This is a genomic window from Methylobacterium oryzae, from assembly GCF_021398735.1.
Lineage (GTDB): Bacteria > Pseudomonadota > Alphaproteobacteria > Rhizobiales > Beijerinckiaceae > Methylobacterium.
Window position 1 is genome coordinate 85,848 of sequence record NZ_CP090349.1, and the last position, 13,477, is coordinate 99,324.

At 69.3% G+C, this 13,477-nt stretch carries 9 protein-coding genes and 1 tRNA gene; 4 read left to right on the top strand and 6 right to left on the bottom strand.

What is annotated here, in order from left to right:
• Window positions 1-14: 14 nt before the first annotated feature.
• Window positions 15-2,240, bottom strand: a complete 2,226-nt coding sequence (locus tag LXM90_RS00380; protein WP_419149841.1) for an FUSC family protein — start codon at window positions 2,238-2,240, stop codon at window positions 15-17.
• A 200-nt stretch (window positions 2,241-2,440) separates the two neighbouring features.
• Here LXM90_RS00380 and LXM90_RS00385 point away from each other — a divergent pair.
• A tRNA-Arg gene (locus LXM90_RS00385) sits at window positions 2,441-2,517 on the top strand.
• A 58-nt stretch (window positions 2,518-2,575) separates the two neighbouring features.
• On the opposite strand, the gene LXM90_RS00390 is transcribed toward LXM90_RS00385, so the two are convergent.
• The 3 genes from LXM90_RS00390 to mobF form a co-directional block, all read right to left on the bottom strand.
• On the bottom strand, window positions 2,576-3,865 hold the full coding sequence (locus LXM90_RS00390; RefSeq protein WP_205833999.1) for a hypothetical protein: 1,290 nt from the start codon (window positions 3,863-3,865) through the stop codon (window positions 2,576-2,578).
• A gap of 281 nt (window positions 3,866-4,146) precedes the next feature.
• Complete coding sequence (locus LXM90_RS00395; RefSeq protein WP_234081411.1) at window positions 4,147-5,085, bottom strand: hypothetical protein; 939 nt, start codon at window positions 5,083-5,085, stop codon at window positions 4,147-4,149.
• Window positions 5,078-7,828 carry a MobF family relaxase gene (gene mobF, locus LXM90_RS00400; protein WP_205833997.1) on the bottom strand — a complete coding sequence of 917 codons (2,751 nt, stop codon included), beginning with the start codon at window positions 7,826-7,828 and terminating at the stop codon, window positions 5,078-5,080. The genes LXM90_RS00395 and mobF overlap by 8 nt, the downstream gene beginning before the upstream one ends.
• 188 nt (window positions 7,829-8,016) lie before the next feature.
• Here mobF and LXM90_RS00405 point away from each other — a divergent pair, with 188 nt between their 5' ends.
• From LXM90_RS00405 to LXM90_RS00415, 3 genes are all read left to right on the top strand, one after another.
• On the top strand, window positions 8,017-8,901 hold the full coding sequence (locus LXM90_RS00405; protein ID WP_234081413.1) for a hypothetical protein: 885 nt from the start codon (window positions 8,017-8,019) through the stop codon (window positions 8,899-8,901).
• Window positions 8,901-9,404, top strand: coding sequence for a hypothetical protein (locus tag LXM90_RS00410; protein WP_205833995.1), 504 nt, complete (start codon window positions 8,901-8,903; stop codon window positions 9,402-9,404). Before LXM90_RS00405 ends, LXM90_RS00410 begins: the two co-directional genes overlap by 1 nt.
• Before the next feature lie 81 nt (window positions 9,405-9,485).
• Entirely contained in the window at window positions 9,486-11,225 is a 1,740-nt protein-coding gene (locus LXM90_RS00415) for a type IV secretion system DNA-binding domain-containing protein (RefSeq protein WP_205833994.1), read from the top strand.
• Window positions 11,226-11,311: 86 nt separating this feature from the next.
• Here the strand turns inward: LXM90_RS00415 and LXM90_RS00420 are convergent, their stop codons facing one another.
• Both LXM90_RS00420 and LXM90_RS00425 read right to left on the bottom strand, forming a co-directional pair.
• The gene (locus LXM90_RS00420; protein WP_234081414.1) at window positions 11,312-11,581 is read right to left on the bottom strand and encodes a hypothetical protein; all 270 of its coding nucleotides are present in this window, start codon (window positions 11,579-11,581) and stop codon (window positions 11,312-11,314) included.
• Window positions 11,582-11,727: 146 nt separating this feature from the next.
• Window positions 11,728-13,215: a hypothetical protein gene (locus LXM90_RS00425; protein WP_205833992.1), complete on the bottom strand. Its 1,488-nt coding sequence runs from the start codon at window positions 13,213-13,215 to the stop codon at window positions 11,728-11,730.
• Between the last annotated feature and the right edge of the window lie 262 nt (window positions 13,216-13,477).

Here is a 13,477-nt window from a genome sequence, read left to right on the forward strand (position 1 = left end):
CGGGGGGCCGTCCGTCAGGACGGCAGGACGGGCTGACCGGCCCGCGCCGCGGTCCCGTTGCTCGAAGCCGGGGCTCCGCCATCCGCAACCGTCGCGGCCCGGATCTCCCCGGGCCGCAGGGTTCCCACCAGAAGATCGACCTGGCTGACGAGGCGCACGAGCGACTGTCCGCGATCCAGCGCCGGCCGCTCGGGCACGGGCCTGTCCGCGCCCAGGGCCGCCAGGGTCGCGGTGATCCAGGCCCGCCAGGGCTCCGCCTCGGGGGCGGCCGCCTCCGGGGCGTGCCGCAGGACGATCAGCCGGGCGCTGATCCGGCGCAGAGTCGCGTCGGCCACCAGGGCGGATTCCACCTCCGGGTGGCTGCCGGCCCGGGGCTGCTGCAGGGCGCGGGACAGCGCCGCCTCCAGATCGTTGAGGGCGAGTCCGGCCTCGCGGCTCTGCGCCGCGATCGCGGCCTCGCGGCCCTCGCCGGGCGGCGCGCGGAGCACCGCCTCGGCGAGCCCGGCCTGGGCCTTCAGCGCTCGGCGCAGCTCCTGCCGGACCTGATCGGGCTCCCAGATCGGCCAGAGCACCAGGCAGCTCGCCACCGCGATCACGCCGCCCAGCACCGTGAAGCCGCCCCGCATGGCGACGATCTCCCAGGAGCTGTGGCCGGGCTCCAGCAACTCGACGAGCAGCACCACGAGGGGCGTCAGGCAGGTGACGAAGAACCCGTACGAGATCTGGCGCGCCGCGAAGCCGACGATGCTGAGCACGAGGATGAGCCCGGCCTCCGCCAGCGGGCTCGTGGCGCAGTAGGCGAGCACGGCCCCCACGAGGCCGCCCAGCACCGTGCCGCCGATCCGCTCCAGGGCCCGCTGCCACGTCGCCGCGTAGAAGGGCTGCATGGTGAGCACCACGGTCATCACCAGCCAGTGCGTGAAGGCGCCCGCGTAGGTCAGGGTGGCGGCGAGCGCCGGCGCCGCGACCGCGCTCGCCCGCAGGGCGTGCCGCAGGTTGGGCGAGGCCAGGGTGAAGTTCTGCGCCAGCGGCCCGACGTAGCGGGTCCAGCGGTCGAGGCTGCCGCCCTCCGTGATCGTGCCACCGGGCCGGTAGCCCTCCGGCGTCGACAGCTTGGCGCCGAGCCGCACGCGCCCGGCGATCCGGTCGGCGAGACGGGCCAGGGTCGGGTCCTCCGACAGGCCGTCGGCCACCCGGACGATGGAGTGCTCCAGGCGGCCGAGGTCGAGGTTGACGTCGTCGCGGATCGCCCGGGCGATGGTCACCAGCAGGGGGCGCAGGCGCCGCAGGAAGACCTTGGCGAGCGCCCGGCGGCGCGCGTCGGGCCGGCTGTCGATCAACTCGCCCACGGCGATCAGCGCGGCGAAGATCTGCTCGGCGCTCTCCAGGCGCAGCAGGGCCTGGGCGGTGCGGTCCGAGACCCGCTCGCGGGAGCGGGCGAGGTCGAGGATCATGGTCCGCGCGGTCTCGATGCTCGCCCGCACGCCGCGGCGGTGGCCCCGCGCGTGGCCGTCGAAGGCGGCCGTGTCGGGCTCCGGCAGGGCGACGAGCCGCTCGAGGTCGCCGCAGAGCCGGGCGAGATTGTGCCAGACCTCCGCCACCGCCCGGTGGGCCGGTCGGTACGGGTGCAGCCGCCAGATGACCAGGGCCAGGAAGGTCGCCCAGAGACCGCCGGCCGCGAACATCGCCGCGGTGACGGCCGCCTGCGCGACGTCGAGCGGCCGGTCGAGAGCGATGCACAGCACCACCACGAGCACGTTGCCGGCCGACTGGGCCTGCACGCTCCAGACGCGCGCGTACGAGCAGGCGAAGATCAGCGCGCAGGCGACCGGGACGACCACCGGCAGGCCGAGGGGCTGGATCAGGCCGAGGCCGGCCCAGAGCAGGCCGCCGAGGAACGAGAAGGCGGTGAGGACGCGCAGGCGCGCCCGCATCGGGCCGCCGTTGTCGCAGAAGCAGGCGAGGTTGGCGGCGAGCGCCATGGTCAGCAGCGGCGACCACTGGATCCAGATGTTGAGGAGGATGACGACGCCGAACGCGAAGGCGGCGCGCACGCCCTCCACGAGCCGCACGTTCCGGAGGTCGAGGCCCGTGGGCAGGCGCCGCAGATCGCCGCCCGGCCGGCTCAGGCTGCCCCGGCCGGCGGCGAGGCGGCGGCGCCGGACATGTCCGGAGGGCGAGGCTGTGGGACTCGGCGCGGTCAAGCTCGGTCTCCCGACGGGGGCGCGGCGCCCCGGCATGAACCGCGCTCCGCGCCTGACCGGATCCGCGGCGGCGCGCAACCCCGGCCCGCTCCCGGCGCCGGATCGCTAAGGCGCGTCCGGCGCATCGCCGCGGGGCAGTCTCTCCATCCTCGGCCCGATCCGGGACGCCGCGCCGGTCCTCGCCCCGCGCGCTTGACCCTCGGGCGAGCCCGTGGCTTCTGGGGCCGCCTGGCCCCGACTCCGTAGCTCAGCTGGATAGAGCAGCCGCCTTCTAAGCGGCAGGTCGTAGGTTCGAGCCCTACCGGGGTCGCCAGGAATTACAACGACTTAACTCGGCCCTCGGGGCGCCGTTCCGACAAGCGGGCGGCTGCTCATTCCGACAAATCACCCCGATTTGTTCGAGTAAGGCGGCGCTTGCGCGTGCCGGCGATGATCTGGCGTTGCGTCCTTTTAACGTAGCGAGGCAGGGTTCGAGCGTTCTTGTGCCGGCTGATGGCCCGGATTTGGGCGTCGGTAAGCTCAGCATCCCCAAGCTCGGTCATGCCTCCATGCCGCCACGAGCGGAAAGACAGATCGAGCGGCAGATCGGCTGCCCGGATCATGTCCTTGGTGATGTGACGCATGTACGTGAGGTCGCCGGACCGGGCGAGCCAAGGCACCGGCACTCCGGAGGTCTTGTCCACCCAATCACGAACGATGAGCAGGCCACCGATCCGCCCTCGCTTGATGGAATCGAGGCGCTCCATCAACTCGGGGAACAGGGGCTCGCCCGCGTCGAACAGCGGGATCCAGACCTCCTCTCCCGTCTTCGGGTGGATGATGAACACCTCGTCGGGGCGCCCACGCGGACGGTAGTGCTCGACGGTCAGCACGCCGAAAATGTGCTCCTCGCGTTGCAGCCATTCCCAAGCGACCATGGCAGCGGAGCCGAGGGATGCATGCCCGTTGGCGTCACAGGCTGCCACGAAGGCGAGAAGCTGCTCGTAGGAGCCGGTCGGCGTCTCCTTCGAGGTGTCCTTCAGGCCCATCCGGCTGAATGGGTTCTGCTCGGGCACGATCTTCGGGTTGCCGCGACGCACGACGTTCCAGGCCCGGCGGCAGGATTTCATGGCGTGGTTGACGGTGGTTCGCCGCTCGCGAGGACGCGTGACGGGCTGACCCTTGCCGTCGAGGACCGGCTTGCCGTCAGTGCCGAGTACCGGCTCATGGACCATTAGGAGCTTGTCGAAGAGGCGGTCGACTACATCGGTGGTGATGCTCTTCAGAGACAGTGACCCGAACCGCCTGCCGTCCCGCAGGGTGTAGCCGGCGACGAGCGAGAACCCGAGATCGTGGTTGGTACGCTGGCTGCGGCTGAGCTTGGTGTACTTCTCCGACGCCTTGTAGGTCGCTGCGAGCCAGTCGAATGATCCTTCAGCGGTCCGGTCCGGGATGAGGTCTGACCGGCCGGCGGTGCGCCAGGAGTCGAGCTGTTTCAGCAGCACCGTTTCGGCTCGCCGGCAGGCGAGATCGTAGTCGGTCCCGAGGGCCTCATTGCGGACCGGACAGCCCGCCTGTTTTGCCCAGGTCGGCACCTCGAAGAAGTGGCCCCACGCCCGCTCCCCGCGCAGCCATTTCCGGCGCACGTAGCGGGGTAGGGGAAGGCGGGGCTGGCGCACCATCAGATCAAATCCACGACGCTCTCAGCGACGGCCTCATGTTCGGAGATCTGATGGCGGCGCGCAATGAACCGTTGGCAGGACTCGAGCGCCCAAACCGGCTCGCGCTTCCGCCCCATACCCCGGAGCGCTGTCGGGGGTGGGACGTCCCCGTCGCGGACCCGACGAGCGAGTTCACCGGTATCCCGGCAGTCGAAGAAAGCTGCCACGAGATCGGCGCGCATGACGCCGGGCCAAGCGCCGTGAGGCGGAAAGCGGGCAGGGAGAGCGCGATCGCGCATCGGCTACCGAGCCCCCGACAGCTTGAGCATGGCTGGATTTTCGTCGTGGCGACCGATGCCGAACTCCTCGAGGATTGCCGCCGGAACAAGGGTTTTCGGGCTGTTCGGCGCTTCGCTGTCCCGCCACGGCCAGTGCCCTCGAGTGTCCTGCCAACGCTGTACCCGATCGCGCCACGAATCGTCCGCAACGGACGCTGGCGCTGCTGCAGCGAGCTTCACTGGGGCAGCCGTGTAGTCCCGCGAGCGCTGCTGGTTCAGCCACGCGTCGGCAGTTTTCACAAACTCGGTGCCGACCTTGCCGATGCGGCTCTGCTCGGCGGCGTAGGCTGTGGCTCCAGCAATGATCTCATCCGGGCTGGCGCCTCGTCGGCATGCCTCCAGCCAACGTTTCCGGGCAAGCGTTGTCGAAAACGCGACGTTCCGCTTCGGGTACATCGCCTTGAATTTGAAGAAGCCTTCGGGCTCATCCCCAGTGGGGACTATAGCGGTATATGTAGCTTTAGCCGCTTTCGTTTCGCTTTCCGTTTGCTTCTCAATTTCAGAACCTAATGCTTCCCCTGCATCCTGTAATTCCAATGACTTAGGCCGAACGCCAAGCTTCCCAGCAGCGCGTTTCCGCTCGACTTTTTCGCTGACGAATTGATGCTCGCGAGCGACCTGATCGTTACGCCAATTGCCCTCAATTAAGGTCCAATTGGCCAGGACGATTGGCTTCAAATTGGCCCAACGCTTGGGCGTGATGCCGAGCATCCGGGCCAGCCGAACGTCGTCGTCAGGCAGGCAGCAACGGGGCGACCGCCATGTGAAAAGCTGCAGGCGGAAGTGGCTGATCGACGACGGAGCGAGATGGTCGATGACGACCCTGAGCCCGTCGCGCTTGCCCCGAGCCGGCCGCTTCCGCTTTACGATCGAGGCAGGGGAGGTACGGGCGGGCTCAGCCATCGAGGGCGAGCCCTTTGCCGCGACGGCGGTCGTGCGTCGATCGTTGAGCGTCCGTCGCGCCTCTCTGCTCGACGGCGGGGACTCGCGTCTCAGATATGCCGCCAACGGATCGAGGTGGGTCCATCAGTTCCCGGCTCACGCCGATCGCGGCGGGATGATCGAGCGTCGAGGCCTTCTCCCCCGAGCGAGCGAGGAGCCGCGCGAGCGCGATCCGGCGCTCGTCGGGGCCGACCGAACGGCTCCGCTCGCTCAGAGACCGGCCTTGACGGACCGCGGCGTCGAGACTGACGCGGTCAACGAACAACCGGGTGATCTCGCGTGCCCGGCTCGCAGCTACGAAGGCGTGGTGCCGATCGAGCCCGGCATCGACCCAGACCAGCGCTTCGTCGGTGGTCAGCCCCTGAGCCCCGAAGCAGGTCGTGGCGTAAGCGTGCCCGAGGCGCACACGGCCTCGATGGTCGGCCAGCTCGGCAGGCGCGAAGCCGACCTCGCGGTCGCCGATCCTAGCTGTCAGGCGCAGCCCGGCTTCGTCGTGGCCACCGTGCCGCTCGATCCTGGTGAGGACAGCTTCCGTGCCGTTGATCGCGCCGATTGTGTCGAGGCGGGCGAGGAAGCGGATCCGGTCGCCCACGGCCAAGCCGAGCCGGTGCGGGTGACCCGAGGCGGTGACCGCCGTCAGGCTCGCGTCATCCTCTGCCGCGAGACGCCCCTCGCCCCGCAGAACTTCGCGCGCAGCCGCGTTCAGTGCCAGCACCTGACGGTTGGTCCGCGCGATCAGAAGCGGTTCCGCCGTGTTTCGGGCTGACTCGCGCGCCGAGACCCAGGCGGCGATCATCGCCGTGACGGTGGCGCGGGGGCCGGCACACGCGTTGACGACGCCGTGGCGATCGAACAGCGCGAGGGCTTCTCCGGCACGCCCTGCGCCGAGATGCGTCACCGCCTCGCGTGCCCAGCCGTGACGCTGACGTACGATGGTGTCGACCCGCTGCGTCCCGATCGCATCGGCGACGATACGAAGGCCAGGGCCACCGATCGGCTGCAGCTGCTTGCGGTCGCCGACGAGACGCAACGCCACCTGCTCACCCCGAGCCCAGGCGTGCTCGACCTCCTGCAGGATCCGATGAAGCTGCCGGCTGCCGGTGAGGCCGGCCTCGTCGATCAGCAGCAGGGTCTTGTCCTGCAGGAACGGCCGTCCCTGATCCGCGCCCGCCAGCCAGCTGTCGATGGCCCGCGCCTCGATCGCGAGGTCGTCGCGCAGAGCGTGGGCGACCTTCCAGGCGCTCGCCGCGCCGATGACGCGCCAACCGGTCTCCCGCCAAGCCTGCGCCACCGGCGCGAGCAGCGTCGTCTTGCCGACCCCTGGCGCGCCTTCGATGATGCCGAGAACTGGAGCGGCTGCAGCGAACCGTACGGCCTGCGCCTGTTCCGGGTTGAGGTCGGCGAGGCGCACGAGTTCCGCGACCCGCGCCGTGGCCGGAGAGTTGTCCACGCTGCATGCGGCGAGGTCGAGCGCGGCGGCCTGCAGACCGCGCTCGATGCCGATCATCTCCCGTGTCGAGTAGACCGGGTGCGGCCAGCGCGCGTCACGCCCGAGTGCCACGACTTCGCCGGCCGCGACCAGCCGGTCGACCTCAGCCGCGGCGCGCTCGGCCCCGGTACCGGTGCCGACGAGAGCCGATGCGACGGCGGCGACCAGATGCCGGTGTTCGAACAGGCTCTGCGTCTGGGTGAGCGCGCTCGGGATCGCCTCGACCTGAGCGCGGATCAAGGCCTCCCGCTCGTCATGCGACAGAACAGGAACCTCACGCCCCCGGTCGACGGCCGCGCGCAGCACTGCCTCCGGTTCGAACCCACGCGCCGCGGCGCGCTCGCGCCAGAAGGCGTGACGATCCTCGCCCGCGTGGGTCGCCGGCTCCTTAGCCCGTCGGGAGGCCCGCGCCTTGGCGGCGGCGAAAGCGGGCGCCTCGGCGCTGCTGCCGATGCCGGCCTGCGCGAGCTCGTCCTCAATCTCGTTGCGACGGGCCGAGAAGTACGCGCACAGGCCACGGTCGACGCCGGCGACCTCGAACAGGCCATTCGAGCCGGCGGGCTCGATCGCAAGCCCGATCCGCTGCAGGCCACGGGCTAACTCGGCGTGGTAGACCGCGCCGGCCGCCATCTTCCAGGCAAACAGGGCCTTGCCGTCAAGGGCACCAAAACTGCCGTCGGCCCGCTGCGCCAGAGACAATACACAGTTGTGCGCATGACACGCCATGTCGGCGAAGATCAGGCCATCTTCATGCTCAGCCGGACGCGCCTCGCCATGCTGGAACAGCGCCACCGTGAGTTTGACCCGCTCGCGGATCAGTCCACCTTTACCGCGGCGGCAGAAAGCCGCGTTCCGGTCGAGCAGGTCAACCGCGGCAGCGACCGCCGCCGCCTGCGCCACCTCCACCGCGACCCGCATCTCCGGGTCGCCGAGCGCCCAGAGCAGAGACACGGATTTGGGCGCGCTGAAGGTGACGTCGTAGCCGCCGACCCGCTCGGCCCGGCCATCGCGGTGGCTGAGCAGTGGACGACCATGCTCGTCCCGGGCGGCATGCAGGCGCTCGAACGGTACGCGCTCGACCTGTGTACCGGCCTCTACGCCGAGACCGGGACCGACGCTGAGCCACCGTCCGGCCGGCTCGCGACCGCCGAGATAGTACTCGACCTGAGCGAGATAGTAGCGAGGGGATGTTCCTGCCGCGATCGACGCGACCATGGCTGCCTCCAAATTTGGAAGCAGTTCAGTAGGCGTACCTCGGGCGGCCCAATTGCATTGCTAGACACATCATCGCGTGGCTACGGCTCGCCAGAAAATAAGCTGCAATGCAATTCCAGGCCGTGAGCCTGATGCTCAATCTGCTCCGTCCACGGACCCGTGTCCGCGGCACCGACCAGGAGCAGACCATGCCAGCCAGACCTTCGCAGCCCGCTCGGCCGACCGGCGACACCGGTTCTCATCCACCGCCCGCCTCCATCGCTCCGCGCCCCCAGTTCGTCACGGTGGCCAGCGGCAAAGGCGGCGTCGGCAAGTCCACGCTGGCGACCCTGATCGCCGATCTCTGGACGCTGGCCGGACGGCCCTACCGCCCTTTCCAGGTCGACGATCAGCGCCGGCTCGGGGCGATGCTCGGGGCCCGCGTAGCCACCATCGTGCCGGACTACGAGGCCGCGATGCGGGCGCCTCGGGCGCTGACCGGCCCGTTCGCACCGCTCTACGACGCCTGCGCCGAGGCGCCTCGGACCGAGGCCTGCGTCCTGCTCGATGTCGGCGCCAACCGGGTCGAGCTGACGGCGCTCTGGGCGCGCAAGGCCGAGTTGCAGGAGGATTTGGCCGCCTGGGGCATGTCCGCCGTCGTGCTCGTGCCCGCGCCGATCGAGAGCGAGGCGCTGCGACAGGCGGCCGCGACGATTCGGGCCTTCGCGCAGGCTCTGCCGCAGGCGAGCATCGTCTTCGTCGAGAACCAGCGCGACGGTCGCCTGTCGGAACTCAAGCCGCGCTCGGACGCTGCCCTCGTCTGGCGCTCGGAACTCGCGCCGCTCCTCGACGGCCCCGGCCGACACCATCGCGTCATGCCGCTCATCGAGGCGGATGCCTGGAGCGCCTACGAGAACCACGCGTTGCGCTTCATCAAGGCCATGAGCCTCGCGCCAATCGAGGCCGCCGCGCTGCTCGGCGAGGAGGTATCCGAGGCCAAGATCATGCGCTCGGCGGTGACCGCCTTCGTGCGCACGATGCGGGCGGAGCTCGCGCCCCTCCTGCCGGGCATCGTCGCCCCCGGAGAGGCGTGATGCCCGCCGACCTCGGCCGCGGCAGGCATGAGGAAGTCCCCGGACCATCGACGCACGCTCCTGGTTCGGGCCTGCCACGATCGGGATCCGCGCGGGAGGCCGTCGAGGAGGCGATCCTCGACGAAGGGCGGGCCGCCCGCCTCGCCCTGGCGCGGCGAACCGCACGGGAAGCGCTGACGGATCCCGGGGCAATCAGTGCGCGGCGGCTCAGCCGCCTCGGCCCAGACGGCCTCGCCCGGTTCATCAGGGAACTGCGGCGCGAGGCGCGGACAGCGGTCGGGCAGAACCCGATCGGGAGCGGAGAGCGCTCGGCCGGGGCGACACCGGTCGCGCCCCGGCCGCGGCGGCCCGCGAAGCCGGCTGCCGCGAGGATCAAGGGCTGGTGGTGCGCGTGCCGAGAGGATGCTCCCGGCTTCGAGGCCCGGGCACGGCGCTGGGGCTACGCCACCGGCGCGCTGCTGGCGGCCGTCTGCGTCGTGCTGCTCCGCCTGAGCAACTTCTGAACCCCGACGAGACCATCGAAAACCAAACGCGGACGCCCTCCGGGACGCCCGCGGCCCTCCTTCTCTGTCCAGGAACGAACGATGTCCGCATTCCTCCAACCGCATCTTGGCATCGCGCCGCGCCGCTCATCGGCACCGTCGATCAGGACGGCACTCCTCGCCATGGTTGTGATCGCGGTCGCCACGATGCCTGCGCTGACGGTGCTGGCGCTGCCCTTCACCGATCCCGGTGACGGCGCCTACCGGATCCCGCTTCGCCAGTTTGCAGCCTACCTCGACTATCCCTGGGTCGAACTCAGCATGCAGCGCCGGGCCGGCCTCGCTCTGCTCTGTGCCCTCGCCGGAGGGCTTGTCGCCGGCTTCCTCGCGCGCCGGAACACGCCGCTGAGCGATTGCGGGGTCATGCAACCCCATGCCGACGAGCCCCGACATTATCGAGACGAGGATGCTGCACGGATGCTGACCGGGCGCCTACGGCGCATTTACGGGGCCACGTCCAGGATGGGCCTCTGGCTCGCACCCGGCGTGCGGCTGCCGCGCGAGGCGGAGGGTCTGGGTCTGCTGGTCGTCGGCGACAGGGGTTCAGGTAAGTCGAACATCCTGCGGGCTCTGGCCAGTCAGGCCATGGCCCGCGGAGACCGGGTCCTCCTGCATTGCGTCAAGGGCGACGTCGCTCAGTCCTTTGATCGCGAGGAAACGGCGCTGATCGGCGCGCATCATGCCGAAGGCTGGGCCTGGGACGCGGCCGCCGACCTCGGCGGCGACGCGGCCTACATGGATCTGGCTGCCGCCGTCATTCCGATGTCGGAAGGCGGTGCATTCTGGGCGCAGAGCGCGCGAGCGGTGTTCGTTGACGTCCTGCACGACCTTGCCGCCGAGCAAGGAGGCCGCTGGACATTCCTGGACCTTTTCGAGCGTCTGCTCGACGAGCCCGACGCGATCCGCGCCAGGGTCGCCCGCCTCGACCTCTCCGCCAGCCCGCTGCTCGGTCAAGGCGAGGACGGGATCAGCAACACCACCTTCGGCGTGATGGCGACGCTGTGGTCCGGTGCCCTCGCCGGCATACGTCCGCTCGCTCTGGCCTGGGCCAACACGCCGCGGGAGCGGCGCTTCTCTGTCAGGCGCTGGTTGCGGGGGCAAGGACCGCGCACAGTCGTCCTGCAGACGACGTCCGAGTACGAGGTTTTGTCGAGCTTGGTCTCGACGACCGTGCTCGGCCGGGTCGTGGTCGGGATCAGCGATCCGAGCCTGCCAGTCGACTCGCAACGCCGTGTGACCCTAGTGCTCGACGAGTTCGCAGCTCTCGGCCGGATCCCGCGCATCGAGACCGCCCTGGCCCTGGGTCGGGAGAAGGGCCTCGTGGTCGTCGCCGCGCTTCAGAGCCTCGCACAGCTTCCGGCCGTCTATGGCGCCGAGCAGGGACAGGTCGTGCAGGACCTGTTCCGACTGCGGATCTTCTCGGCTCTCGCCACGGGTGCCTCGGCGGAGCGGGCGGAGGCGCTTATCGGACGGCGGACGCTCGTCTGGCACGAGCGTAACGATGACCCGGACCGCAAGGCTGCCTATCGGACCTTGCGCGGCGAGCGACCGCTTCTGTCGACGACGGCGCTGACCCGCGATCTCGGCGTCCGTCTGAGCGGCACCGATCCGGAGGACCCGACGCACAAGTGCCTACGCGCCGCGATCACCGGGCTCGGCGACGTCTACGAACTCGACTGGCCGCTGACGGTCTGGCCGAAGAAGCGGGAGGGCTACGTTGCCGCGCCCTGGCTGACCGCGCCACGCAAGGCCGGTCATGGCGTCAGGGCCGCGCAAGCCTAGCCGCTCGACACGACGCCGACCCCGAACAGCAAAAGGCCGCGGGTGGAAGGGTTTCCACCCGCAGCCCTGCTCACGTGGTCGTCAGATCACAGGCCACGTTGCTCGAGCACGGCCGCCAGGACCGCGACGGCCACACGGGCCGCCTCGACCTTCGGCAGCAATGCCTGGACCTGAGCGTCGCTCAGCTTATTGAGGCCGTCGCCGATCGGCAGGGCGCCGAGGGCGTCCTGGCAGGTTCTGACTGCGAAGCGGTGAGACTCGACCGCTTCGAGCCCACTGAGGGCTCGGAGCCTGCCGACGAGGTCGTCTCCGACCGCCTTGACCTTCATGTCCAGTTCCATGTCGTATCCCGGCATGAGCTTGCACTCCTTCCGTACGGGTCGAGCCGTCCCGGGCTTGGGAGCGGCTCGCGCGGGCTGCTCGGCCCAGCGCCCGCCCTGGATACGGGTGCTTGGTCCCGACGAATTGCAGTGCAGCAGAAGACCCCGGAAGAGCGCGCCCGTCAGTCGACGTACAATCCGCGAGGGGAGATCACTCGTGCCTGATCCCGAAGCGCGGATCCGTTCTCGATCGGCAACAGCAGTGCCGGACCGAACACCGTCACGTGCCGGTTCGGAAGATCCACGGTCGCGCCCGGCAATCGCTGCCCTTGGCCGCTCAAGGCGTACGAGACGCTGAACGGCACCGACCGTTCGACGACGCGAAGTGCCGCCTTCCGGAGGACGTTCCAGCCGGCCCCGCCGATCATCGAGTCGAGAACGGCGAAAGCAGACCATGCGGCCGGGTGGTCGAAGAGGTCCTGGAACTCGGGCGACGGGCGCTCGAAGATCCCGAGGATGTCCGCCGCGGTCGCGGGATCGAGATCAGCGTGGCAGCCTCGACGCAGTTCGCCCACCCAGCGGGCAAGCCGCTCGATCCGCAAAGCTTCGCTCGTTGAATCGTGGCTCCGGACCGGGGCGCTGCCACCATAGAAGCCGATCAGAGTTCGCGCCGCAAGCGTCGGCTCCCAGTGCTCGATCTGCAGACGGACCCGGCCAGGATCGATGTCGTGCGCGCCTTCGATCTTCAGGCTCAGATTGAGATCCTCATGATCGCAAACGCGCCGTTCGTCGTCGTATTGATCGCGGGAGGCCGCGAACCGGCGCCGCACCGCTTCAGCGGCGAGCCGCAACATCATGACGTTCTGGCACATGAACAGGGCGAGGGCCGGCAGGTCGAAGCCGTCGACACCGTTGTCGAGGCAGTCCGTCAGCTCGCGACGGATCTGCGCTCTCATCTTCTCTTGGCTCAGCCCGTACCAGCGGACACGAACCTCGCGTCCCTTCGTGACGGCTGTCGCGGGCGTGGCCGCGATCGCTGGGAAGACGACTTGGCTATGCTTGAAATCATCGCAGCCGAGCCAGAGGTCGCCCTGTCGCGTCAGGGGGATCCCGAGCTTATCCTCCCCGTTCCTGGGCAGGCAGCCGCAGACGGGCTGGAGGATCTCAGCCGGATCGCGCCGTAGCCACGCCGGAAGAGCGCCTGCCGGTCTGATGTCCTGGATCGCCCTCAGGGTCGCATTCAGTTTTGCGGCGAGGCCGTAGAAAGCATCGTAGTTGAGATTGAGCGTCCGGTTCTTCTCGGGCGATCCGACCGGACGCGGCGGACGCGGAATGCCGGATGAGAGCCCGACGGGCGCTCGGCCATAGCCATGGCGCAGGAAGGCGCGTTCGGCCTCTGCCGTCAGGAACGGCGACCAACTCGCCATGTTCGCCTCGGTCAGTGGCTCGAACCGGAACACCCGATGGCGCGGCGCGAGGTCTGCGGCGATTTTCTCTTCGATCCGATCGAAGTCGAGAGACTCTCGCCGCTGCGGATCGAAGTAGATAACGCATTCGAGGCTGGTGCGGGCTGGCGTAACGACCAGATGATCGTCGATCAGGTCGTATTTCTCCCAGGACCGCAGACCATATGGATCGTCATCGCGCATCATATTACTGCGGAATGCCACAGGGATACCCTTTCCTAGAGAAGACTCGTTACAGGCTTGTCTGCCGAAGGCGGGCTCGAACCGACGCAAGTTCGGAATCGGTCGGCTCCGGATCCGTCGTCCGGCCGGATCGCTCCGGGCGTCGCTGGCCCGAAGGTTCGACGTCTCCGGCATTGGTCGGCTCAGAAGGTGCCATCGCGGACCGGTCAAGGAAGCCTGCGCTCGGAAGGGGCCTCGTTGCCCGAACCTGGGCTTCAGCCCTCTCGACAGGTATCGTTTGAAT

Coding starts and splice junctions, on each gene's coding strand:
- LXM90_RS00380 (WP_419149841.1), bottom strand. CDS start 2,240: ATGCCGGGGCGCCGCGCCCCCGTCGGGAGACCGAGCTTGACCGCGCCG.
- LXM90_RS00390 (WP_205833999.1), bottom strand. CDS start 3,865: ATGGTGCGCCAGCCCCGCCTTCCCCTACCCCGCTACGTGCGCCGGAAA.
- LXM90_RS00395 (WP_234081411.1), bottom strand. CDS start 5,085: ATGGCTGAGCCCGCCCGTACCTCCCCTGCCTCGATCGTAAAGCGGAAG.
- mobF (WP_205833997.1), bottom strand. CDS start 7,828: ATGGTCGCGTCGATCGCGGCAGGAACATCCCCTCGCTACTATCTCGCT.
- LXM90_RS00405 (WP_234081413.1), top strand. CDS start 8,017: ATGCCAGCCAGACCTTCGCAGCCCGCTCGGCCGACCGGCGACACCGGT.
- LXM90_RS00410 (WP_205833995.1), top strand. CDS start 8,901: ATGCCCGCCGACCTCGGCCGCGGCAGGCATGAGGAAGTCCCCGGACCA.
- LXM90_RS00415 (WP_205833994.1), top strand. CDS start 9,486: ATGTCCGCATTCCTCCAACCGCATCTTGGCATCGCGCCGCGCCGCTCA.
- LXM90_RS00420 (WP_234081414.1), bottom strand. CDS start 11,581: ATGCCGGGATACGACATGGAACTGGACATGAAGGTCAAGGCGGTCGGA.